Annotated in this window: 17 protein-coding genes and 2 pseudogenes; 12 read left to right on the top strand and 7 right to left on the bottom strand. The window is 72.0% G+C overall.

Annotated features, from left to right (window positions below):
* Window positions 1-157 precede the first annotated feature (157 nt).
* Window positions 158-1123: a hypothetical protein gene (locus JIX56_RS30250; protein ID WP_257545176.1), complete on the top strand. Its 966-nt coding sequence runs from the start codon at window positions 158-160 to the stop codon at window positions 1121-1123.
* Between the two features lie 109 nt (window positions 1124-1232).
* On the opposite strand, the gene JIX56_RS30245 is transcribed toward JIX56_RS30250, so the two are convergent.
* Genes JIX56_RS30245 through JIX56_RS30235 form a run of 3 tightly spaced genes read right to left on the bottom strand, consistent with a single transcriptional unit; the run spans window position 1233 to window position 4362 of the window.
* On the bottom strand, window positions 1233-2030 hold the full coding sequence (locus JIX56_RS30245; RefSeq protein ID WP_257551217.1) for a sugar phosphate isomerase/epimerase family protein: 798 nt from the start codon (window positions 2028-2030) through the stop codon (window positions 1233-1235).
* 32 nt (window positions 2031-2062) lie between these two features.
* The gene (locus tag JIX56_RS30240) at window positions 2063-3214 is read right to left on the bottom strand and encodes a dihydrodipicolinate synthase family protein (RefSeq protein WP_257545175.1); all 1152 of its coding nucleotides are present in this window, start codon (window positions 3212-3214) and stop codon (window positions 2063-2065) included.
* Window positions 3211-4362, bottom strand: a complete 1152-nt coding sequence (locus tag JIX56_RS30235; protein ID WP_257545174.1) for a Gfo/Idh/MocA family protein — start codon at window positions 4360-4362, stop codon at window positions 3211-3213. Before JIX56_RS30235 ends, JIX56_RS30240 begins: the two co-directional genes overlap by 4 nt.
* Before the next feature lie 254 nt (window positions 4363-4616).
* Here JIX56_RS30235 and JIX56_RS30230 point away from each other — a divergent pair, with 254 nt between their 5' ends.
* Entirely contained in the window at window positions 4617-5660 is a 1044-nt protein-coding gene (locus JIX56_RS30230; protein WP_257545173.1) for a LacI family DNA-binding transcriptional regulator, read from the top strand.
* Window positions 5661-5834: 174 nt separating this feature from the next.
* Here the strand turns inward: JIX56_RS30230 and JIX56_RS30225 are convergent, their stop codons facing one another.
* On the bottom strand, window positions 5835-6203 hold the full coding sequence (locus JIX56_RS30225) for a hypothetical protein (protein WP_257545172.1): 369 nt from the start codon (window positions 6201-6203) through the stop codon (window positions 5835-5837).
* 248 nt (window positions 6204-6451) lie between these two features.
* On the opposite strand from JIX56_RS30225, the gene JIX56_RS30220 reads away from it, so the two are divergent.
* The 7 genes and pseudogenes from JIX56_RS30220 to JIX56_RS30190 all read left to right on the top strand — a co-directional run bounded on the left by JIX56_RS30220 (window position 6452) and on the right by JIX56_RS30190 (window position 12849).
* Window positions 6452-6655 (top strand): CsbD family protein, encoded by a 204-nt coding sequence (locus JIX56_RS30220; protein ID WP_257545171.1) that lies wholly within the window; start codon window positions 6452-6454, stop codon window positions 6653-6655.
* Between the two features lie 176 nt (window positions 6656-6831).
* The gene (locus JIX56_RS30215; RefSeq protein ID WP_257545170.1) at window positions 6832-7827 is read left to right on the top strand and encodes an iron-containing redox enzyme family protein; all 996 of its coding nucleotides are present in this window, start codon (window positions 6832-6834) and stop codon (window positions 7825-7827) included.
* A gap of 239 nt (window positions 7828-8066) precedes the next feature.
* A pseudogene (locus JIX56_RS30210) lies at window positions 8067-8717 on the top strand (methyltransferase); the annotation flags it as partial.
* Window positions 8718-8868: 151 nt separating this feature from the next.
* Window positions 8869-9120, top strand: coding sequence for a CDGSH iron-sulfur domain-containing protein (locus JIX56_RS30205; protein WP_257545169.1), 252 nt, complete (start codon window positions 8869-8871; stop codon window positions 9118-9120).
* A 15-nt stretch (window positions 9121-9135) separates the two neighbouring features.
* Entirely contained in the window at window positions 9136-10662 is a 1527-nt protein-coding gene (locus JIX56_RS30200) for an FAD-dependent oxidoreductase (protein ID WP_257545168.1), read from the top strand.
* A 230-nt stretch (window positions 10663-10892) separates the two neighbouring features.
* A complete protein-coding gene (locus tag JIX56_RS30195) occupies window positions 10893-11699 on the top strand; it encodes a sugar phosphate isomerase/epimerase family protein (protein WP_257545167.1) in 807 nt (268 codons plus the stop codon).
* A 223-nt stretch (window positions 11700-11922) separates the two neighbouring features.
* Window positions 11923-12849, top strand: coding sequence for an MHYT domain-containing protein (locus JIX56_RS30190; protein WP_257545166.1), 927 nt, complete (start codon window positions 11923-11925; stop codon window positions 12847-12849).
* A 247-nt stretch (window positions 12850-13096) separates the two neighbouring features.
* On the opposite strand, the gene JIX56_RS30185 is transcribed toward JIX56_RS30190, so the two are convergent.
* The gene (locus JIX56_RS30185; RefSeq protein WP_257545165.1) at window positions 13097-13837 is read right to left on the bottom strand and encodes a peptidase E; all 741 of its coding nucleotides are present in this window, start codon (window positions 13835-13837) and stop codon (window positions 13097-13099) included.
* Entirely contained in the window at window positions 13834-15072 is a 1239-nt protein-coding gene (aroA, locus tag JIX56_RS30180) for a 3-phosphoshikimate 1-carboxyvinyltransferase (protein ID WP_257545164.1), read from the bottom strand. Before aroA ends, JIX56_RS30185 begins: the two co-directional genes overlap by 4 nt.
* A 548-nt stretch (window positions 15073-15620) precedes the next feature.
* Between aroA and JIX56_RS30175 the strand changes: the two are divergent.
* The 3 genes and pseudogenes from JIX56_RS30175 (at window position 15621) to JIX56_RS30165 (ending at window position 19753) form a co-directional block, all read left to right on the top strand.
* Window positions 15621-16521: pseudogene (locus tag JIX56_RS30175) on the top strand (glycoside hydrolase family 3 C-terminal domain-containing protein).
* 134 nt (window positions 16522-16655) lie between these two features.
* Complete coding sequence (locus JIX56_RS30170) at window positions 16656-17336, top strand: hypothetical protein (protein WP_257545163.1); 681 nt, start codon at window positions 16656-16658, stop codon at window positions 17334-17336.
* A gap of 143 nt (window positions 17337-17479) precedes the next feature.
* Window positions 17480-19753: a serine/threonine-protein kinase gene (locus JIX56_RS30165; RefSeq protein ID WP_257545162.1), complete on the top strand. Its 2274-nt coding sequence runs from the start codon at window positions 17480-17482 to the stop codon at window positions 19751-19753.
* A 56-nt stretch (window positions 19754-19809) separates the two neighbouring features.
* Here JIX56_RS30165 and JIX56_RS30160 read toward each other — a convergent pair whose 3' ends face one another.
* Window positions 19810-21240, bottom strand: a complete 1431-nt coding sequence (locus tag JIX56_RS30160; RefSeq protein WP_257545161.1) for a S28 family serine protease — start codon at window positions 21238-21240, stop codon at window positions 19810-19812.
* Window positions 21241-21378: the final 138 nt, after the last annotated feature.

Genomic DNA, 21378 nt, shown 5'->3' with positions numbered 1-21378 from the left:
CCCCTCGATCCAGCATGGCAGCGTTCCCGCCTACGCGCGCAGCGGCGGCGGGCCGGGCCCGTTCACCAGGCCTTTTCTCCCTCGGCCCTGGCCGAGGTCCGCTGGGCGACGTTCCCCTTAATGCCTGATTTACGGCGATTCGTGATAGATACGATTCATGCCTCACCTGGAGACTCCGAGCACTGCGGGTTCCCGCAAGGAGCCCTCCCCGGAGCGCTCGCTGCTGGCGTTGGTCGTCGCGGATCCCGGGCACCTCCCCGAACTCCTCGCCGAATTCGCCGTCCGCCGGATGGGTCCGGCCGCGTCCGAAGCGATCACCCGGCTCCGGCGGAACCACCCTGACGCCACCGAGACGGAGCTCCGGGCCCGGGTGATCGCCCGCGGCCGACGGGCCGTCGTGTCGGAGGGCTCCCTGGTGGGCGGCCCCTTCCTCGTGCTCATCCCCGTCGCGTTCTGCGCGGCGCTGCTCAGTCAGGCCCGTACCGCCCTGGAACTGGCCGCCCTCGACGGCCGCGACCCCACGGCGAGCGCCCGCGCCGGCGAACTCCTCGTCTTCCAGGGCGTGTACGAGAACACCCGGCAGGCGCGGGACGCGCTCGCCCGTACGGGACCTGTCGCCGAGGCACCCGCCCGCTGGAAGCGATGGGCGGCCCTGTGGCAGGTCACCCTGCGCATGGCCCGCATCCTCGGCGTGCTCACGCCGGGCGACGAGAGCCCGGAAGCGGGCCGACACGTACGCCGGGTCGCCGTCCAGGCCTCGCGGTGGCTGCTCCTCGGCTCGGTCCTCCTGATCGGAACGGTCGCCCCCCTCGTCTGGCTCCCGTACCTGGCGGTGAGCTACCGGCGTACCGACGCCCGCCTGACGGACCGTGTCCTCGCCTACTACTTCGCCGACTCCGCACCCGCCCCGCCCCACCGGGCCTCCCACGTCGAACCGCAAGTGGTGGGGGCCGCGCTCCGTGCGCTGCTCTCCCTCCTCGTGCCGCTCGTGCTGATCGCCGTGACCTTCCTGACGGGCCTGCGCATCGCCGACAGCCGCTGGCCGGTCCTCGGCATCGTCGTGGCCACGGCATCCGCCGCCGTCGGCGCGCTCTGGTACCGACGCCGCCACCGTCACCGGTGAGGCGTACGAGCGGCGCGACACCCGGTACCGCGGCCCGGCACCGAGCCGCTCGGGAGGCCGCCGGTTCCCGGGGACACGACCACGTCCCCGGGAACGTACGGCGACTACGTCACGCAGCGTGCTCCACGAACCGCCGCGCCGTCTCGGCCAGCAGCTCACGCCCGCCCCCGGCCCACAGGTCGTCGTTGAACAGCTCGACCTCGATGGGACCGGCGTAGCCCGCCGCCTCGACGTACCCCTTCCACTCCCTCATGTCGATCGCGCCGTCGCCGATCTGGCCCCGGCCGGTCAGGACGCCCTGGGGCAACGGGGTGATCCAGTCGGCGAGTTGGAAGGTGTGGATACGGCCGGAGGCACCGGCGCGGGCGATCGCCGCCGGGGCCGTGTCGTCCCACCAGATGTGGTACGTGTCGACGGTCACGCCCACCTGCTCCGCCGGGAAGCGTTCGGCGATGTCCAGGGCCTGGGACAGCGTCGACACCACGCAGCGGTCCGAGGCGAACATGGGGTGCAGGGGCTCGATGGCGAGGCGGACGCCGTTCGACGCCGCGTAGGGGCCCAGTTCGGACAGGGCGTCCGCGATGCGCTCGCGGGCGCCGTGCAGGTCCTTCGAGCCGGACGGGAGACCGCCGGACACCAGCACCAGCGTGTCCGTGCCCAGCGTCGCCGCCTCGTCGATCGCCTTGCGGTTGTCGGCCAGGGCCGCCGTCCGCTCCGCCTCGTCGATGGCCGTGAAGAAGCCGCCCCGGCAGAGGGTGGTGACCGTCAGACCCGCGTCGCGGATCAGCTTGGCCGTGGCGTCCAGGCCGTACGCCGCCACCGGCTCGCGCCAGAGGCCCACGCCCGGGATGCCCAACTCGACGCAACCGGCGACCAGTTCGGGCATCGACAGCTGCTTGACCGTCATCTGGTTGATGCTGAAACGCTCAAGTCCCGTACTCACTGGGCCACTCCGTACAGGGAGAGCAGGTTCTTCATCCGGGCCTCCGCCAGCGCCGGGTCCGGGAACAGGCCCAGGCCGTCGGCGAGTTCGTAGGCGCGCGCGAAGTGCGGGAGGGAGCGGGCCGACTGGAGGCCGCCGACCATCGTGAAGTGCGACTGGTGGCCGGACAGCCAGGCCAGGAACACCACGCCCGTCTTGTAGAAGCGGGTGGGGGTCTGGAAGAGGTGGCGGGAGAGTTCGACCGTGGGGTCGAGCAGGTCCCGGAAGCCCTGCACGTTCCCCGTGTCCAGGACGCGGACCGCCTCCGCCGCCAGCGGGCCCAGCGGGTCGAAGATGCCGAGCAGCGCGTGGCTGAAGCCCTTCTCGTCGCCCGCGATCAGCTCGGGGTAGTTGAAGTCGTCGCCCGTGTAGCAGCGGACCCCGACGGGGAGTCTGCGGCGGATGTCGATCTCGCGCTGGGCGTCCAGCAGCGACACCTTGATGCCGTCGACCTTGTCGGGGTGGGCCGCGATGACGTCGAGGAAGGTGTCCGTCGCCGTGTCCAGGTCCGACGAGCCCCAGTAGCCCTCCAGGGCCGGGTCGAACATCGGGCCCAGCCAGTGCAGGACGACCGGCTCGGCGGCCTGCCGCAGCAGGTGGCCGTAGATCTCCAGGTAGTCCTCGGGGCCCTGCGCGGTGGCGGCCAGCGCGCGCGAGGCCATCAGGATCGCCTGGGCGCCCGACTCCTCGACGACGGCCAGCTGCTCCTCGTACGCCTTGCGGATCTCCCCCAGCGAACCCGAGGCGACCTGGTCCGTGCCGACGCCGCACGCGATGCGCCCGCCGACCGCCTTGGCCTCGGCGGCGCTGCGGCGGATCAGCTCCGCCGCGCCCGCCCAGTCCAGGCCCATGCCGCGCTGGGCGGTGTCCATCGCCTCGGCGACACCCAGGCCGTGCGACCAGAGGTGGCGGCGGAAGGCGAGGGTGGCGTCCCAGTCGACGGCGGCGGGGGAATCCGGGGACACGTCCGCGTACGGGTCGGCGACGACGTGCGCCGCCGAGAAGACCGTACGGGAGGTGAAGGGGGCACCGGTGGAGAGGGCAAGCGGTTCGGTGCGCGGGCTGTAGGCCTTCAACACCCCGTCCGCGCCGGGCAGTCGGATCGTCACAGCTGGATCTCCGGTACGTCGAGACGGACGCCCTCGGCCGAGGACTTCAGGCCCAGCTCGGCGAGCTGGACACCGCGGGCGCCGGCCAGCAGGTCCCAGTGGTAGGGCGCGTCGGCGTAGACGTGCTTGAGGAACAGCTCCCACTGGGCCTTGAAGCCGTTGTCGAACTCGGCGTTGTCGGGCACCTCCTGCCACTGGTCGCGGAAGGAGTAGGTGGCGGGGATGTCGGGGTTCCAGACCGGCTTGGGGGTGGCGGAGCGGTGCTGGACACGGCAGTTCCTCAGACCTGCCACCGCCGAGCCCTCCGTGCCGTCGACCTGGAACTCCACCAGCTCGTCGCGGTTGACGCGGACGGCCCAGGAGGAGTTGATCTGGGCGATCGCGCCGCCGTCCAGCTCGAAGATGCCGTACGCGGCGTCGTCGGCCGTGGCGTCGTACGGCTTGTCCTGCTCGTCCCAGCGCTGCGGGATGTGGGTGGCGGTGAGGGCCTGGACGGTCTTCACACGGCCGAACAGCTCGTGCAGGACGTACTCCCAGTGCGGGAACATGTCGACGACGATGCCGCCGCCGTCCTCGGCGCGGTAGTTCCAGGAGGGGCGCTGGGCCTCCTGCCAGTCGCCCTCGAAGACCCAGTAGCCGAACTCGCCGCGGATGGAGAGGATGCGGCCGAAGAAGCCGCCGTCGATGAGGCGCTTGAGCTTCAGCAGGCCCGGGAGGAAGAGCTTGTCCTGGACGACGCCGTGCTTGATGCCGGCGGCGGCAGCCAGCCGGGCCAGCTCCAGGGCGCCGTCGAGGCCGGTGGCGGTCGGCTTCTCGGTGTAGATGTGCTTGCCCGCCGCGATCGCCTTCGTGATCGCCTCCTCGCGGGCCGAGGTGACCTGGGCGTCGAAGTAGATCTCGACGGAGTCGTCGGCGAGGACCTCGTCCACGTCCGTCGCCCAGTGCTCCAGGCCGTGCCGCTCGGCCATCGCCTTCAGCGCGTGCTCGCGGCGGCCGACGAGGATCGGCTCGGGCCACAGCACGGTGCCGTCACCGAGGTCGAGGCCGCCCTGCTCACGGATGGCGAGTATGGAGCGGACCAGGTGCTGGCGGTAGCCCATGCGCCCGGTCACGCCGTTCATGGCGATCCGTACGGTCTTGCGTGTCACGGCCCGATCCCTTCGTTCATCTGCGTTCGTATGCGTTCGTTTGTTCGTACGCGTCCGGCGCCGCGTACGCCCGACTGAAGGGTGAGCGTCACAGCAAGCGCTTTCTATCCAATGAGAAGCTAGCCTCTGACCAGCGGTCCGGACAAGACCGCAGGGGGGTCGAGTTGTTCGAGGGGGCGAACGGCGATCGCGGTCGTATGGTTCCTTCGCTCCCCTACAACCGAACAAGACGCGCACCGGAGGACGAGGAAACGATGACTGTGACCCTGGCGGACGTGGCGGCCCGCGCGCAGGTGTCGCCCGCGACCGTCTCCCGGGTGCTCAACGGCAACTATCCGGTGGCCGCGTCCACGCGCGAGCGGGTGCTGAAGGCCGTGGACGAGCTGGAGTACGTCCTCAACGGCCCCGCGAGCGCGCTCGCCGCCGCCACCTCCGACCTCGTCGGTATCCTCGTGAACGACATCGCCGACCCCTTCTTCGGGATCATGGCCGGTGCCATCCAGTCCGAGATCGGCGGGCCGGGCGGGCGCGCGGGCGGGGAGCGGCTGGCCGTGGTGTGCAACACGGGCGGCTCCCCGGAGCGCGAGCTGACCTATCTCACGCTGTTGCAGCGCCAGCGCGCCGCGGCGGTCGTCCTCACGGGTGGGGCCGTCGAGGACCCGGTGCATCTGGCCGCCGTCGGCAACAAGCTGCGGAAGCTGGCGGAGGCCGGTACGCGCGTGGTGCTGTGCGGGCGGCCGCCCGCACCGGAGGCCATCGCGATCACCTTCGACAACCGGGGCGGCGGGCAGCAGCTCACCGAGCACCTGATCGGGCTCGGGCATCGACGGCTCGGGTACATCGCCGGGCCGGAGGAGCGGACCACCACGCGGCACCGGCTGGAGGGGCACCGGGCGGCACTGGCCGCGGCCGGCATCGAGGACGATCCCGGACGGACCGTGTACGGGCGCTACGACCGGCTCTCCGGGTACGAGGCGACGCTGGAGCTGTTGCGGCGGGATCCTTCTCTGACGGCCGTGGTCGCGGCCAACGACACGGTGGCGTTGGGGGCTTGTGCGGCCCTGCGGGATTCCGGGTTGCGGATTCCGGACGATGTCTCCGTGGCCGGTTTCGATGATCTGCCGTTCAGTATCGACGCGGTACCCGCGCTGACGACCGTGCGGTTGCCGTTGTCGGAGGCGGGAGCTCGGGCGGGGCGGATCGCGATGGGGCGGGAGGAGCCGCCGCCGGGCGGGATCGCCACGGTTCGGGGGGAGTTGATGGTGCGGGGGTCGAGCGGGGGGCCTCGGGAGGCTTGAGGTGCTCCTCAGGGAAGAGAGTACGGCCGGGAAGCACGTCCTCACTCAACATCCCTGGCCCCAGGGCCCTTCTGAGGGATCTCCCCGGAGATCCCTCAGAAGGGCCCTGGACAGCACATCGGGCACCTCCCCGGCTGGGGAGGTGCCCGACCCGTTCGGCCCTCGGGCCGACGCTCAGTACTTCGTGGGGAACAGCTGGATCTTGGCCTTCTTGCCGGAGACGGACTTGACCCAGATCTTGAGGTTGTTGAGCTTGACGGTGCCGCCGGGGCTGACGCTGGCGTTCAGGTAGACGCCGCTCGAAGTGGCCGAGAACTTCACGGACCTGGAGCTGACGGAGACGACCTTGAACTTCCCGAAGCCGAACTTCTTGCTGTTGACCTTGATGGACTTCCCGGCCGTGACGGTGGTCTTGCAACGGCCGTCGTAGCAGGGGCCGTTGGCGGCGTTCGCGGCCGGGGCCAGGGCACCGAGGCCCAGTGCGCCCGCGAGGGTCAGTGTGGCGGCGGTGTTCGCGGCTCGTCGGCTCATACCCGTGGTCATGAGGTGGGTCTCCTGTCCTCAGGGGTGGAAAGGCTCTCACAGGGATCTCCCCAAGGGATTTCCCGCAGGGCCTTTCTAGCCCGGCCGGTCCGGGACCCCTCCCCGGGGCCGACCGCCGCGCGGCCACGGTGATCACGACGATCACGACGATCACGGTCACCACGCAGCGTGACGCTTCGGCTCGCGACAGCCACCGAGCCGCCTTACGTTGGGCGGGAGAGCCAACCTCCCCCCACCAAGGAGAAACCATGGCCGCCAAGGGCAAGAGCAAGGGCAACATGGACAAGATCAAGGGCAAGGCCAAGGAGATGTCCGGGAAGGTCACCGGCGACCGCGAGCAGCAGGTCGAGGGCAAGATGGAGCAGGCGCGCGGCGATGCCAAGAAGATGAAGGGCAAGGCGCAGGAGCGCGTCGAGGAGACGCAGCGTTCGGCGAAGCGCGACCGTACCTGACGTCGGCGAAGCGCGACCGTACCTGACGTTCGGCGGAGCACGACCGTACTGAGTACGCGTGCGGCCGACGGCCAGTGGATGGGGGCTCCCCTGCGTAGGGGAGCCCCCTTCGCTGTGGGCGCCGTGGTCGGGTGCGTGCAGGTGAGTACTCGCGTGTCACGGGGTACCCGGCGCGCATGGAGACCGGGGTGGCAAGTCCGGTGCTGCCGGAGAGCAGGGGGCGGGTTTCGGCTGCGGTCGTGCGGTGTCTGCGGAGGACGGGGGCACCGCCCGACGCCCGGCAGATCGCCGGGGCCGACCCCTTCGGCGACGATCTCCAGCTCGCCCTCTATCTCTGCTACGAGCTGCACTACCGGGGCTTCGCCGATGTCGACGCCGACCTCGAATGGGACCCGGAGCTGCTGCGGTGCCGGGCGGCCCTGGAGTGGCCGTTCCTCGAAGCCCTGCGCGACCGGGCGACGCGGCATGAGAGCGCCCGCGAGGCGCTGGACGAACTGCTCGTGGAACCGGCGGGCGGGGGCGAAGGCGGCGTCGGTGACTTTCTGCAGGACGAGGGCGAGCTGTGGCAGCTGCGGGAGTACGCGGCCCTGCGCTCGCTGTACCACCTGAAGGAGGCCGACCCGCACGCCTGGGTGCTGCCCCGGCTGTGGGGGCGGGCGAAGGCGGGGATGGCCGCGATCGAGTTCGACGAGTTCGGCGGGGGCCGGGCCGAGCGGGTGCACGCGCGCCTCTTCGCCGACCTCATGACGGACCTGGGGCTCGACCCCGCGTACGGCCGCTACGTGGACGCCGCCGGTGCCGAGGCGCTCGCCCTCGTGAACCTGATGTCCCTCTTCGGCCTGCACCGCGCCCTGCGGGGCGCCCTCGTGGGGCACTTCGCGGCGGTCGAGATCACCTCCTCCCCCGGCTCCCGACGGCTCGCCCGCGCGATGCGGCGGACCGGGGCCGGCGCCGCCGCCGAGCACTTCTACGACGAGCACGTCGAGGCCGACGCCGTACACGAGCAGGTCGTACGGCGGGAGGTCGTCGCCGGTCTGCTGGAGGAGGAGCCGCAGCTGGACCCCGATGTGGCCTTCGGCGTGGACGCCACCAACCACCTCGAGGACGCCCTCGCCGAGCGGCTCCTCGGAGCGTGGCGGGCGGGCCGGTCGTCACTCCGCACGCCCGTCTGACGCCCGGCCCGCCCTGCCGGCCCGCCCGACCTGCCGACCGGACCGACCCGCCGACCAGATCGACCTGCCGACCGCCGACCGCCGACCCGACCGACCCGACCGACCTGCCGACCCAACCGACCCGACCGACAGCCAACCCGCCCGACCCGCCGACCTGCCGACCCGCCGACCGATCGACCCGCCGACCGACCCGCCGGCTGGCCTGCTCGCCGGCCGACTCACCTGGAGGACGGCCTCCCGTGATCCCGCTCTCGCTGCCCGGCGTCTACGCCCCGCAGGACGACACCGAACTCCTGGTCCACGCCCTGGGGCGGGAGCCGCTTGCCCCACGGGCCCGCGTTCTCGACGTGGGGACGGGGACGGGAGCCGTCGCGTTGGCCGCGGCGCGGCGGGGTGCGCTGGTCACGGCGGTCGACATCTCCTGGCGGGCCGTCCTCAACGCCAAGGTCAACGCCGTGCTGTCGCGGCTGCCGCTGAGGGTCGTACGGGGGAATCTGCTGGCCCCGGTGTCGGGGCGGTCCTTCGATCTGATCCTGTCCAATCCGCCGTACGTGCCGACTCCCGAGCCGGGGCTGCTTCCCGGCAGGGGGCCGGGCTTCGGCGGGTTCGGCCCCGGACGGGGCGCCGCCCGGGCCTGGGAGGCCGGTTGGGACGGACGGCTCGTGCTGGACCGGATCTGCCGGGACTCGCCGTCCCTGTTGCGGCCCGGCGGGGTGCTGTTGCTGGTCCAGTCGGCTTTGAGCGACGCGGAGCGGACGCTCGCGCAGTTGCGGGCGCAGGGGCTGCGGGCCGACGTCGTGGACCATCGCCGGATCGCCTTCGGGCCCGTCCTGCGGTCGCGGAGCGACTGGCTGCGCCGCCGCGGGCTACTGGGAGCCAAAGCCGAGCGGGGCGGCGGCGGTGACGGGCACGGCGACGACGGTCACGGGCACGGCGACGGCGACGGCGACGACGGTCACGGGCACGGCGACGGCGACGGCGACGACGGTCACGGGCACGGCGACGGCGACGGCGACGAGAAGGAAGAGCTGGTGATCATCCGTGCCGAACGTCCCCGCTGAACGCCACGTCCCGGCCGAACGCCGCCGCGTCACCCTCCAACGCCCCGGCCCGCTGCTGGTCGAGGGGCCGGTCGAGGTCACGTTGGAGGACGGGACGACCGTGTCGTCGGACCGCTTCTGCGTGGCCCTGTGCACCTGTCGCCGCAGCCGGATCTACCCGTGGTGCGACACCAGCCACCGGCGCCGGGCCGGTGCCGACGACCCGCCCCGCGCTCAGCCGCCGCCCACCTGAAGGGACCCCCGAGCCATGCAGCAGAAGCAGCCGAAGCAGCAGTCGTACTGGATCGAGAGCGCCCCGCAGGAGGGCGCGTACCCGGCGCTGGACGGAGACCTGATCGTCGATGTCGCGGTCGTGGGGGCCGGGATCGCGGGGATCAGTACCGCCTGGGAGCTGGCCCGGTCGGGGCGGCGCGTGGCGTTGCTGGAGGCGGACCGGGTCGCGGCGGGGGTCACGGGGCACACGACGGCCAAGGTGACCGCGTTGCACACGCTGATCTACGACCGGCTGCGGCGGACCCGGGGCGCCGAGGCGGCGGGGCTGTACGCGCGGTCGCAGACGGAGGCGATCCGGCATGCCGCCGCGCTGGTGGCGGAGCTGGGGATCGCGTGCGACTGGGAGGACACGGCGGCCTACACCTACGCCGAGGACGAGCGGCGGGTGCCGGAGCTGCGGGCCGAGGCGGAGGCCGCGCGGGAGGCCGGGCTGCCCGCCGAGTTCGTGACGGAGACGGAGCTGCCGTTCCCGGTCGCGGGGGCGGTGCGGGTCGAGGAGCAGGCGCAGTTCCATCCCCGTAAGTACCTGCTGGCCCTGGTCGACGATCTGGTACGGCAGGGCGCGTCGGTCCATGAGCGGACCCGGGTGGTGCGGCTGAAGGAGGGTGGGCCGTGCCGGCTGACGACCGACGCGGGGTTCACGGTGATCGCCGGGGATGTCGTGGTCGCCACGCACTACCCCGTCTTCGACCGGGCGCTGCTCTTCACCCGGCTCTCCCCGCGCCGCGAACTCGTGCTCACCGCGCCGATCCCGGCCGACGCCGATCCGCACGGCATGTACATCACCCAGGAGCAGCGCACCCGCTCGGCGCGGACCGCCCCGTACGGGGACGGGCGACGGCTGCTGATCGTCACCGGCGAGCACTTCACCCCGGGCACCGCCGACGTCGACGAACGGTTCGGGCTCCTCGCGGACTGGGCACTCGAGCGTTTCGGGCCGCTCGACTTCACCCACCGCTGGGCCACCCAGGACAACGACTCCACCGACTCCGTCCCGCTCGTCGGCCCCTTCCACGCGGGCAGCCGGCACACCTGGGTGGCGACCGGCTTCGGCGGCTGGGGGATGAGCGGCGGCATCATGGCCGGGCGGCTGCTCGCCGCGCAGATCACCGGGCACAAGGCTCCGTGGAGCGATCTGTACGACCCGCGCCGGGTGCTCAGCGCGGTGCGGGAGGCGCCGAGCTTCATCAAGCACCAGGCCCAGGTCGCCCGGCACTTCGTCGGCGACCGGCTCGCCCCGGCCGGGGAAAGCTCCGTCGACGCCATCGCGCACGGGGACGGTGCGGTCGTCCGGGTCGGCGGCCACCACTGCGCGGTCCACCGCGACGACGACGGCACCCTCCACTCCGTCTCCGCCCGCTGCACCCACCTCGGCTGCCTCGTCGCCTTCAACCGCACCGAACGCGCCTGGGAATGCCCCTGCCACGGCTCCCGCTTCGATCCGGACGGCCGGATCCTCCACGGTCCGGCGACGAAGCCGTTGGAGCGGCGCGACATCTGATGCGGCCGCGGGTGGGTGGGGGCGCTGGGGCTGGTCGCGCCCGGAGTCTTTCAGGGGCGCGGGGAACTGCGCGACAAGCCCCCACGCAGCCGCAGCCGACGAAGCACCCCGCAGCGCCGCACGACAGCTGACCCGCACACCCCACACCCCACACCCCACACCCCACACCCCACACCCCACACCCCGGCAGGGTGACGCGGATCGCCGGCTGACGTGTACGGTCCGAAGGCATGAAGCTCGCGTTCTCCACCCTCGGTGTCCCTGGCCTCCCCATCGCCGACGTCGTACGGCTCGCCGTCACCCACGGCTATCACGGTGTCGAGTTGCGCGCGCATCCCGAGGAGCCGGTGCACCCGGGGATCGGGCCCGGGGAGCGGGCCGAGGTCGCCGCCGAGTTCAAGGCGGCGGGCATCGAGATCCTCGGCCTCGCGGGGTACGCGCGGGTCGCGGCGCCGGGCGAGGACGGCCCGGTACTGGACGAGATCCGCGAACTGCTGGACCTCGCAAGGGACTTGGGCGCACCCTTCGTCCGCGTCTTCCCCGGCGCCGACCTCGCCGGCGGCCAGAGCGCGGACGAGGCCGACGTGATCGCGGCCCGGCGGCTCGGGACGGCGGCGGAGGACGCGGCCGACCGCGGCGTACGCATCCTGCTGGAGACCCACGACTCCCACCGCACCGGCGCCGACGCGATCCGTGTGCTCGGCCCGGTCGGCCACGGCAGCGTCGGCTCCCTCTGGGACGTGATGCACACCTGGCTCGGCGGCGAACAGCCCGCCGAGTCCTACGCCGCCCTCTCCCCGTTCCTCGGCTACGTCCAGGTCAAGGACATCGCCTCCCCCGACGACACCACCCCCCTCCCCCTCGGCGCGGGCGTCCTTCCGCTCGGCGAGTGCGTCGAACTCCTCTCCCGCAAGGGCTGGGACGGCTGGCTCTGCTGGGAGTACGAGAAGCGGTGGTACGAGGGGGCCGCGCCGCTGCCGGAGCTGCTGGCGGCCGGACGGGAGCACCTCGGGCGGCTCCTCAACGACGCGGCGTAAAGCGCAAGGCTTCCATGGCCTGAGCTTGAATCATCAAGCTCAGGCCGGCCTCCGCAAGGATTTTGACGGCGAATCAGTATCGACTCACCCAAAGCCGATCGCCCGCCGAACAAGTACCGACAGTAACTCTTGGAAAACGGAGCGCTGCGGTACGCGCTTACACCAGACTTGCCTCCCGCTACCAGCTAGGCCCAGCTAGCCACATACCGGGGGGATTTGGCATATGCAAGGCACGGTCGACGGTTTCAGCTACGGTGCGGTCACCCCAGTGGCCGCCTATGTCATGGCATGCCTGGGCGCGGCGCTCGGACTGCGCTGCGTCGTCAGGTCGATCTACAACGAACGGTCCTGGAAGCCCGGTTGGCTCGCCTTAGGGGCGGCCTCCATCGGCTGCGGCATATGGACGATGCACTTCATCGCGATGATCGGCTTCCGCGTGAAGGAGAGCCCGATCCACTACGACGTCGGGCTGACCGTGCTCAGCCTGGTCGTGGCCGTCACCGTCGTCGGTGTCGGGGTCTTCGCGGTGGGCTATCGCGGCGTCAGCACGGCCACGCTCTGCTCGGCGGGGGGTGTCACCGGGCTCGGGGTGGCCGCCATGCACTACCTGGGCATGGCCGCCATCCAGTTCAACGGCTACATCCAGTACGACATCGCCGTCGTCGCCCTCTCCGTCGTCATCGCCATCATCGCCGCGACCGCCGCGCTCTGGGCGGCCGTGTCGATCCGGGGCTTCCTGACGAGCCTGGGGGCCAGCCTGGTCATGGGGGTCGCCGTGTCCGGGATGCACTACACGGGGATGGCCGCGGTGGGGGTGCATCTGCACGGCACGACCGGGGGCACGGTCACCGGGGAGTCGCCCACGTCGATACTCCTGCCGATGCTGATCGGGCCGATCATCTTCCTGCTGCTGGCGGGGGTCGTGGTGATGTTCGACCCGATGCTCGTGCTGGGGGAGGGGGACTGGGACCGGTCGGCTGCCGCCGGGCAGCGCGACCGTGAGGCACCGCGACACCCGTGGCGCCCCGACCGCCCCGACGTGCCGCTCCCCCACCCGGTCCACGACACCCCCGGCTCGCTCTTCGACCCGGCGGTCCGCCGGCCCAGCCAACAGCCAGAGAGCGCTGGGCGCCGCATCCAGCAGTGGTGAGCGTTCTTCCCGCGTTCGGCTGCGGGTGCGTGGGGGCTGGTCGCGCAGTTCCCCGCGCCCCTTAACAGCATGGGTCGCGCCCGGAGTCGTTCAGGGGCGCGGGGAACTGCGCGAGCAACCACAACGCACCCGCACCCGCCCGACAACCCTCAGCCCCCGAGCTCCGACGCGTGCGGGGTCAAAGGGGCGGCAGCCCCTGGGGACGGGACGGGTAGGGGCGGCGGGGGCGAAATCCGCTCGGTGGGGCCTAGCGGCGAGGCTCAGGCAGGGCGCGGGGCTCCACGCGCTCCTCGGTCGCCGAATCGCCTTCCCGCCGCACGATGTAGGCACCCTTCCCCGGGAGTTCGGTCACGGCCTCCACCAACCGCGTACCGCGGTAGACGAGGCCGACCCCGTCGTCCGTGCAGTGGCTTTCCGGCAGGGTGCCGTCGGCGACGAGGCGGTGCACCAGGGGCCGCCGGCCCGCGTCGCTGTCGTAGTGGACGCCGTTGCCGTACGGGAGGTACCCCAACGCGTCGTTCACCGGCCGGAGTCGAGGCCCGAAGGAGTCGGTCGTGCCGCCCCGGAACCAGCAGATGGAACCCGCGCTGACGCCGCTGAGGACGACGCCCGACTCCCAGGCGCGCCGGAATATCCGGTCGAGGCCGTGGACGCGCCAGACGGCCAGCAGGTTGGCGACCGAGCCGCCCATGACCCAGACGACGTCCTGGTCGAGGACGGCCGACTCGACGTCCTCGATGTTCGGCATCGGGAAGAGCGCGAGGGGCGTCAGGTCGAAGCCCGCCACCCGCGCCGCCTCACTCATGCGCGCGGTCATGTGCTCGGAGTCGCCGACCGCCGTACCGACGTACATGACCTTCGGGCGCCGCCCGTTCACCCCCGACAGCTCCACCGCGTGGTGCACCAGTGAGTGGAAGGTCACCCGGGTGCGGTCACCGAGACGGTGACCGCCCGAGGTGGCGACGATGGTGGGCTCGGAGGCAGTCATGGCCGGGAGAGTAGCGGAAGCCCCGCGAACGCCTCGTGGAAGCCCGGGAACGTCTTCCGTACGCAGCCGGGGTCGTCGAAGGTGATTCCGGGCGCCCGGAGTCCCGTCACGGCGAAGGACATGACGATGCGGTGGTCGCCGTACGTCTTGATCTCCGTGCCTCCGACGGGGGTGCCGGGCTCGATCTCGATCCAGTCGGGGCCGGTGGTGACCCGTACGCCCAGCCGTCGCAGGTTCTCCGCGCAGGCCTCCAGGCGGTCGCACTCCTTGACCCTGGTGTTCGCCACGTCCTCGATGCGGACCGGGCCGGAGGCGAAGGGGGCGATCGCGGCGAGGGTGGGCATGGTGTCGGAGATGTCGCGCATGGTGACGGTCAGGCCGCGGAGTTCGCCGGTGCCGGTGACCGTCGTGCGGTCGGCGGCCACGTCCACCCGCGCGCCCATCCGGCGCAGTACGTCCACGAAGCGCAGGTCGCCCTGGAGGGCGCCGGTGCCGAGGCCGGGGACGGTGACCTCGGTACCGGTCAGCGCGGCCGCCGCGAAGAAGTAACTGGCGGTGGAGGCGTCGGGTTCGACGGCGTAGGTCGTGGCGCGGTAGCCGCCGGGGGCGACGACGTAGGTGTCGGCCTCGCGGCGGACGTCGGCGCCGAAGGTGCGCATCATCGCCGTCGTGATGTCGACGTACGGCTCGGAGACCAGGTCGGTGACCTTGACGCGGAGGCCGTCGCGGGTGAGGGGGCCGAGGAGGAGCAGGGCGGTCAGGTACTGGGAGGACTGGCCGGCGTCGAGGGTGACGTCGCCGCCGGTGACACCGTTGGCCGCGATACGCAGGGGGTGGTGGCCCTCGGCCTCCTCGTGGACCAGGTCGACGCCGAGGTCGCGCAGGGCGCGGGTCAGCGGGGCGAGGGGGCGGCGGCGCATCTGGGCGGAGGCGTCGAAGCGGTAGGTGCCGTGGCCGGCGGCGGCCAGGGTGGGCAGGAAGCGGGCGGTCGTCGCGCCGTCGCGGCAGTACACGTCCGCCTCCGCGACCGCCGGGCCCTGCGGGCGGCCGTCGACGTGCCAGGCGTCCGGGGTGCGGCCGACGCGGTAGCCGAGGCGGACCAGACCCTCCGCGAAGCCCTCCGTGTCATCGGACCTGAGGGGGCGTACGAGGGTGGTGACGCCATCGGCCGCCGCCGCGAGGAACAGGGCGCGGGCGGTGATGGATTTGGAACCGGGGATGTCGACGAGGGCCATGGGCGCCATGCTGGCCCGCGATGCCGTGTCCGTGCCGGGGCGTCCGGGGAGTGGACCTTGTGTCCGCCGTCCAGCTCGGGGGGTTCGGTGCGTCGGCGGGTGCGGGTGCGTCGTGGTTGCTCGCGCAGTTCCCCGCGCCCCTGAAAAGCAGGGGCTGCGCCCCGTGCTTTTCGGCCCGCAGGGCCGTCGTCTTCAGGCCCGCAGGGCCTGGTCTTTCAGGGGCGCGGGGAACTGCGCGACCAGCCCCCACTCACCCGCACCCGCCGACGCACCGAACCCACCGAGCTCCCCCGCGCACCAACACCCCCACCCCCACCAACTTCCGGAATTCCACCCTTCCCCGGGAACCCGAACCCACCCCACCCCGTCCAACCGCCATACTGCCGGGTGAGTCTCCGCAGAGCGGACGTCGGCCTCGCTGCTGGCTGCGATCGCTGACCAACCCTCTCCGCCGCCTGCGGCCGGCAGCACGCCGCCACCGGCGCGCCCCCTCCGACAGCGCCGGTGGCGGCCCCTCAGTCCCGTGAACACCTCCGGAAGGAGCGCACGTGCCCTCCAGACGTACCGTTCTCGCCGCCACAGCAGGCGTCACCGCGGCCCTGGCCCTCGGCACCGACGCAGAGGCCGGCGGCGCGCGCGGCGCCGACGACAGGAAACTCCGCGGCCTCATCTCCCGTATGACCCTTGAGGAGAAGTTCGGCCAGCTCTTCATGATGCGGGTCTACGGGCACTCGGCGACCACGCCCGACCAGGCGGACATCGACGCCAACCTCCGGGAGCTCGGCGTCCGGACGGCCGCCGAGCTGCTGGCCACGTACCGGGTCGGCGGGATCATCTACTTCGCCTGGGCGCACAACACCCGTGACCCGCACCAGATCGCCGGCCTGTCGAACGGGATCCAGCGCGCCTCCCTCGGCCTTCCCCGCGGACCACCCGGCCACCCTCTCCCGCCCGATCCTTACCGGCATCCTGCGGCGGGTCGGCGCCGATCCGGCGTCCCCGTCGGGCACCACGGGACCGCCGACGGCCGTCCTCGCCGCCGAACTCACCTCCCTCGGCTTCACGACGACCCGCCTGTCGACCGGTACGGCCCCCGCACAGGCCCTCATCGACCAGGCCGTGGCGGCGCGGGGCAAGGACGCCGTGGTCGTGGGGACGTACAACGTGACGGCGAGCAGCGCTCAGCGGACCCTCGTCACACGGCTCCTCGCCACCGGGGTGCCGGTGGTGGCGGTCGCCCTCCGGAACCCGTACGACGTGGCCCAACTGCCTGAGGTGAAGGGCTACTTGGCGTCGTACTCGTGGACGGACGTCGAGGTGCGGGCGGCGGCGCGGGTGCTGGCCGGGCGGGTGGCGCCGCGCGGGAGGCTGCCGGTGCCGGTGCAGCGGGCCGACGACCCGGCGCGGGTGCTGTACCCGATCGGGCACGGGCTGACGTACGGGTCCTGACGTACGGGTCCTGACGTACGGGACCTACGCCGCACACCTCGCGCACCACCCCCAAGTGACGCAAAGCGCACGGTATGTCTGGCGTGGCCCTCTCCACCGGGTCACGCTGGACGGGGGTTCATCGGGGGGTGGCCATGCGAGGGGTTTGTCCCGTTCGAAGGGTGCGTACAGGGGTGCTCGTGGCTGCCGTCCTCCTGGCGGTCGCCGCGCTCTGCGGGTGTCAGGCCTGGTCGGGAGGGGTGGGCGAGGAGCCCGAGGAGTGGACGACCACGACCGCGCCGACCCGGCAGTCCGGGTACGGGACCGTGTTCCTCGGGGTCGACGAGTGCAGTTCGTTCGGGACGACCAGCTTCACCGAGGTGCCCTGCGCGAGCGAGCGCGCCGCCGCCCGGGTCGTGGCCCGGCACGACGGCCGGGTCGGGCAGGGGCCGCTCTGTCCGCCGACCACCGACTTCGTCCTCCACATCAGCGAGTCCCGGCCCTCCTCCGGCGGGTCCGGCGGGTCCACCGAGTCCGCCGAGGACGAGGACGGCGACGGCTCGGTCCCCCAGGGCTACGCCTGTATGCGTAAGCTCCAGCCGCCGCATCCGGGCGACCCCGGCGGCGGAGGCGGCCCCCGCACCATCGTCGGCGACTGCGTCTACGGCGCCGGGCGGGGCGAGGTCCGTGAGACCGCCTGCGACGGCAACGGCAAGCACGCCCCGGAGTACCAGGTCACGGCCGCCGTCGGCACGAAGCCGCGGTGCCCGGCCGCCACGGATCTGTATGTGCAGCTGGGCGGGGACAGGCCGGTGGGGTGCGCGGTCCCCGTCTGAGTGCCTGCCCCCGAGTGAGTGCCTGCCCCCGAGTGCCCGGTGCCCCTTACCGAGTTGAGTCCAGAAACCCTCCGTACGCCGTCGCCCCTGATCGATATCATCCGCTTGACGACCGTACGACGGCGGTGAACGGTGGGGGGACGATGGCCCAGGATCCTCAGGGCGCTCCGGGCAAGGAGGAGCTGCCGGAGATCCCCGGCTACCGCATCGACTCCCTCCTCGGGTCGGGCGGCATGGGCCGGGTCTATCTCGGCACGTCGCCCTCGGGCCGCCAGGTCGCCGTCAAGGTGATCCGCGGCAACCTCGCTCACCAGCCCGACTTCCGGCACCGTTTCCGCCGTGAGGTGACCGCCGCCCGTCAGGTCAGCGGCGCCTTCACCGCGCCGGTCGTGGACGCCGACCCGGACGCCGACCCGCCCTGGATGGCGACCCTGTTCGTGCCGGGGCAGCCGCTGGACCAGCGCATCAAGCAGGGGCCCACTCTGGGTGCCGAGGAGCTGTACCGCCTCGCCACCGGCCTCGCCGAGGCGCTGCGCGACATACACCGCGCCGGAATCGTGCACCGCGACCTCAAGCCGGCCAACGTCCTGCTCGCCGCCGACGGCCCCCGGGTCATCGACTTCGGCATCGTGCGCGCCGCCGACACCGACATGCCCACGGGCACGGGGATCACGGTGGGCACCCCGCCGTTCATGTCGCCGGAGCAGATCCGCGCCCAGAAGGACGTCGGGCCACGGAGCGACATCTTCGCGCTGGGCTCGGTGCTGACGTACGCGGCGAGCGGCCATGTGCCGTTCGACGCCACGGACGTGTACGCGGTGGCGTACCAGCTGGTCCACGAACCCCCCGACCTGGAGGGGGTGCCCGACTGGCTGCTGCCGGTGGTCGAGAGCTGCCTGGCCAAGGAGCCGGCCGACCGCCCGGATGCGGACAAGCTGCTCGCCCTCCTGCAGAGCACGTCCTACCCGGCCGCCCTCGACTCCCCGGACACCTTCGTGCTGCGCTCACCGGCGTCCGGCTCTCCGGCGCCGCCCGTGCGCACGGGCGCCGGCTCCGCCGCCACTCCCCCGCCCCGGCGGCGCCGGCGGCTCGTCGCCGTGGCGGCCGCGGTGGTGGCGGTCGCCACGCTGTCGGGCGGACTGCTGTACGGGCTGCGTGGCGGCGAGGACGGCGGCGGGGGCGGTTCGGATTCCGCCGGGAGTCCGAGTGGGAAGCCCAGCCGGACCGCCCGCGCCGTCACACAGCCGGAGGGGTCGGCCCCGTACGCGAGCACGCAGTCCGGCTCGGGCGGCTTCACGTTCACGTACCACGACAGCCCCGAGCGCCGCCCGGACGGCTGGCGGCGGTGGCAGTACAACCTCCAGAACAGCGACTGCGTGTACGCCGACTCGTCCCTGGTGTGCGTCGGCGACCGGACGGTCCGGATCGACGCCGCGACCGGCAGGGAGCTGTGGCGGACGGACGAGGCCTCGTCGTACGGCCAGAACACGCCGGTCGTCGTCGGCGACACCGCGATCGTCAACATCGGCGACCGCGTCGTCGGTCTCTCGCTCGCCGACGGCGAGGTGAAATGGCGCTACGCGATGGCGTTGCTCACGCAGCGGCTCATCGGCGACGGCGAGCGGGTGTACGTGGTCGACCACGGCGGGCTGGTCCAGGCCGTGGACGCGCGCACGGGCCGGGAGGCCTGGTCGCTGCAGGCGCGCACCGTCCCCGAGGCCGGCACCGGGCATCCGCCCGCGCTGCGGGTCGTCGGCGACCGGCTCTACGCGTTCACCGGCGTGACCGTCGACGGGCTCGGCGAGGACTTCGTCACGGTCTTCGACACCGGCAGCGGCAAGCGGGTCGCCGCGTTCAAGCTGTCCGCGTCGTGCGAACCCGGCAGCCAGGCGCTGCTCGAGGAGGACGACGCGACTCGGCTGTACTGCATCGCGGTGAACGACGAGACCGCGGAGAGCGCCCTGTTGAGCCAGGATCTCGCGCCGGGCGCCAAGGGCGTGCGCATCGAGGTCGACGCGACCCTGGGCGGCGGTCAGATCGGGGCGCCCGAGCTGTCGGTGACGCCGGGCCGGGTGCTGTTCATGGCTCCCACCCAGACGGGCGGCGAACTGGTCGCCGTCGACACGGTCGAGCGGACCGAGCTGTGGCGCAGGCCCATGCCCGGACTGGGCCCGGCCGACGCACCGCCCGTCCAGGCCGGTGACCGCGTCTACGTCGCCAACACCCGTGAGGTCGCCGTCTTCGAGTCGCGCACGGGCGAGTTGCTCTACCAGCACAGCGTGCCGAGCGTCGAGGACGCCAGCGGTGTGGAGACGGGCCTGGACACCGAGCCGATGGTGGCGGGCGGCATCGTCTACGTCCCCTCGACCCGGGTGGGCTGGATGGCGCTGGACACCGAGGCCGCCGAGGAGAGGTGAGCCCCGGCGCCGCTCTCGACGGCACCGGGGCTCAACTCACTTACCGCTGGGGCAGGTTACGGCCGCAGCGCGGGCTCTCGCTCGACGTCACGCTTGTCGAGCTTGTTGTCGAACTTCGCCAGCGGCCTGGCCTTGCTCGGGTCCTCCTGGACCGTCGCGGAGGCGACGCCCGCCCACTCCAGGATGCGGGCGGTGGCCAGCGCCTTCTCGGAGTCGACGAGACGGGAGACGTTGGCACCGTGGTTGGCGCCGGGCGCCGTGAAGATGTACGAGTCGCGGGCCTTCTTGCCCAGGTGGAACGGCTCAGCACCCCACGGGTCGTTCTCGCCGTACACGAAGAGCATCTGGTGGGCGTTGTTACGGACCCACGTGTCGACGTCCCGCATGGCGTACGGCTGGAACCTCATCTTGATGTCGCGCGGGACGAAGTTCCGGGGCGGCTGGTAGCCGTAGCGGATGTACTTCTTCTCGATGTGCGGGAACCGGATCGTGGGCGCGCCCAGCTGCGTACCGGCCTGGTAGAAGTACGGCGTGTACGGCTCCAGGCCCTGGTCGGTGTAGAAGGAGAAGCCGGAGATCGTGTCGATGGACGTCCAGATCTCGTCGTCCGTCGCGGACTCGGCGTCCTTCGGGATGGCGTCGCTGTCGCAGTCGGCGAGCAGGCTGTACTGCCAGAAGCCCCACACGTAGTCGAGGACGACCGCCTCGTACGCCTTGTCGAGGCTGCCGACGGTGTCGAAGGTGTAGCCCTCGGCGGCGGCGACCTCCGCGTACTTCTTCTTCAGCGGCTCACGGCGTACCAGCGCCTCGCGCTGCACGGCGTTCAGCCGGTCGCGGCACTCCTCGGTGCCGACCTTCGCGAAGAACCGGTCGTACGCCGAGTCCTCCTTGTTCACCACGTCGTTGGGGGCGACGTACGCGACGACGCCGTCCATGTCCTTCGGGTAGAAGCGCTCGTAGTAGGTGGCGGTCATGCCGCCCTTCGACCCACCGGTCGAGATCCACTTCTGGCCGTAGATCTTCTTCAGCGCCTTGAAGATCCGGTGCTGGTCGCTGGCCGCCTGCCAGATGTCCAGCTTGGACCAGTCGGCCGGGTCGGGGCGGGAGGGGTTGAAGAAGCGGTACTCCATCGACACCTGGTTACCGTCCACGATCTGCGTGGGCTCGCGGCGGCCGGGGGCCGTGGAGACGTTGTATCCGCCGGTGTAGAAGACCGTCGGGCGGCTGGTGTCCTTGTGCAGCATGGTGACCCGCTGCTGGAACGTGCCCTTCGCCGGGTTCCGGTGGTCCACCGGCTGGGTGAAGTTGAGGACGAAGAAGCGGTAACCCGGGTACGGCTTCTCCTCGATCAGGCTCACGCCCGGTATCGCGAGCAGTCGGTCCTTGATGTCAGCGGTGTCCGACCCCGCGGCGTTGGCCGCCCCCGCCGTGCTCAACGTGCCTATGAGCACCACGAGCGACAGCACCCATCCGAGTGCTTTGCGCATGCGTTTCTCCCCTATGCAGCAGCTGTGCGCCGGAAGCTATCGGAGCGACCGCCGGGGCACCAGGGAAGAAAGGGGCCAACTGGACTGCTTTCAGCCGGAGATGGGAGAGATAGGGAAAACCCTGTGCGGGCTGGGGCT

This window comes from Streptomyces sp. CA-210063 (assembly GCF_024612015.1).
In the GTDB taxonomy this organism is placed as follows: Bacteria; Actinomycetota; Actinomycetes; order Streptomycetales; family Streptomycetaceae; genus Streptomyces.
This window is presented reverse-complemented; position numbering and strand designations above follow the sequence as displayed.

Bases quoted from the DNA above. Each gene is read 5' to 3' on its own strand.
- aroA (WP_257545164.1), bottom strand. From the start codon at position 15,072: ATGGCCCTCGTCGACATCCCCGGTTCCAAATCCATCACCGCCCGCGCC.
- JIX56_RS30190 (WP_257545166.1), top strand. From the start codon at position 11,923: ATGCAAGGCACGGTCGACGGTTTCAGCTACGGTGCGGTCACCCCAGTG.
- JIX56_RS30225 (WP_257545172.1), bottom strand. From the start codon at position 6,203: ATGACCACGGGTATGAGCCGACGAGCCGCGAACACCGCCGCCACACTG.
- JIX56_RS30165 (WP_257545162.1), top strand. From the start codon at position 17,480: ATGGCCCAGGATCCTCAGGGCGCTCCGGGCAAGGAGGAGCTGCCGGAG.
- JIX56_RS30245 (WP_257551217.1), bottom strand. From the start codon at position 2,030: ATGACGGTCAAGCAGCTGTCGATGCCCGAACTGGTCGCCGGTTGCGTC.
- JIX56_RS30215 (WP_257545170.1), top strand. From the start codon at position 6,832: ATGGAGACCGGGGTGGCAAGTCCGGTGCTGCCGGAGAGCAGGGGGCGG.
- JIX56_RS30195 (WP_257545167.1), top strand. From the start codon at position 10,893: ATGAAGCTCGCGTTCTCCACCCTCGGTGTCCCTGGCCTCCCCATCGCC.
- JIX56_RS30200 (WP_257545168.1), top strand. From the start codon at position 9,136: ATGCAGCAGAAGCAGCCGAAGCAGCAGTCGTACTGGATCGAGAGCGCC.
- JIX56_RS30250 (WP_257545176.1), top strand. From the start codon at position 158: ATGCCTCACCTGGAGACTCCGAGCACTGCGGGTTCCCGCAAGGAGCCC.
- JIX56_RS30170 (WP_257545163.1), top strand. From the start codon at position 16,656: ATGCGAGGGGTTTGTCCCGTTCGAAGGGTGCGTACAGGGGTGCTCGTG.
- JIX56_RS30160 (WP_257545161.1), bottom strand. From the start codon at position 21,240: ATGCGCAAAGCACTCGGATGGGTGCTGTCGCTCGTGGTGCTCATAGGC.
- JIX56_RS30185 (WP_257545165.1), bottom strand. From the start codon at position 13,837: ATGACTGCCTCCGAGCCCACCATCGTCGCCACCTCGGGCGGTCACCGT.
- JIX56_RS30230 (WP_257545173.1), top strand. From the start codon at position 4,617: ATGACTGTGACCCTGGCGGACGTGGCGGCCCGCGCGCAGGTGTCGCCC.
- JIX56_RS30220 (WP_257545171.1), top strand. From the start codon at position 6,452: ATGGCCGCCAAGGGCAAGAGCAAGGGCAACATGGACAAGATCAAGGGC.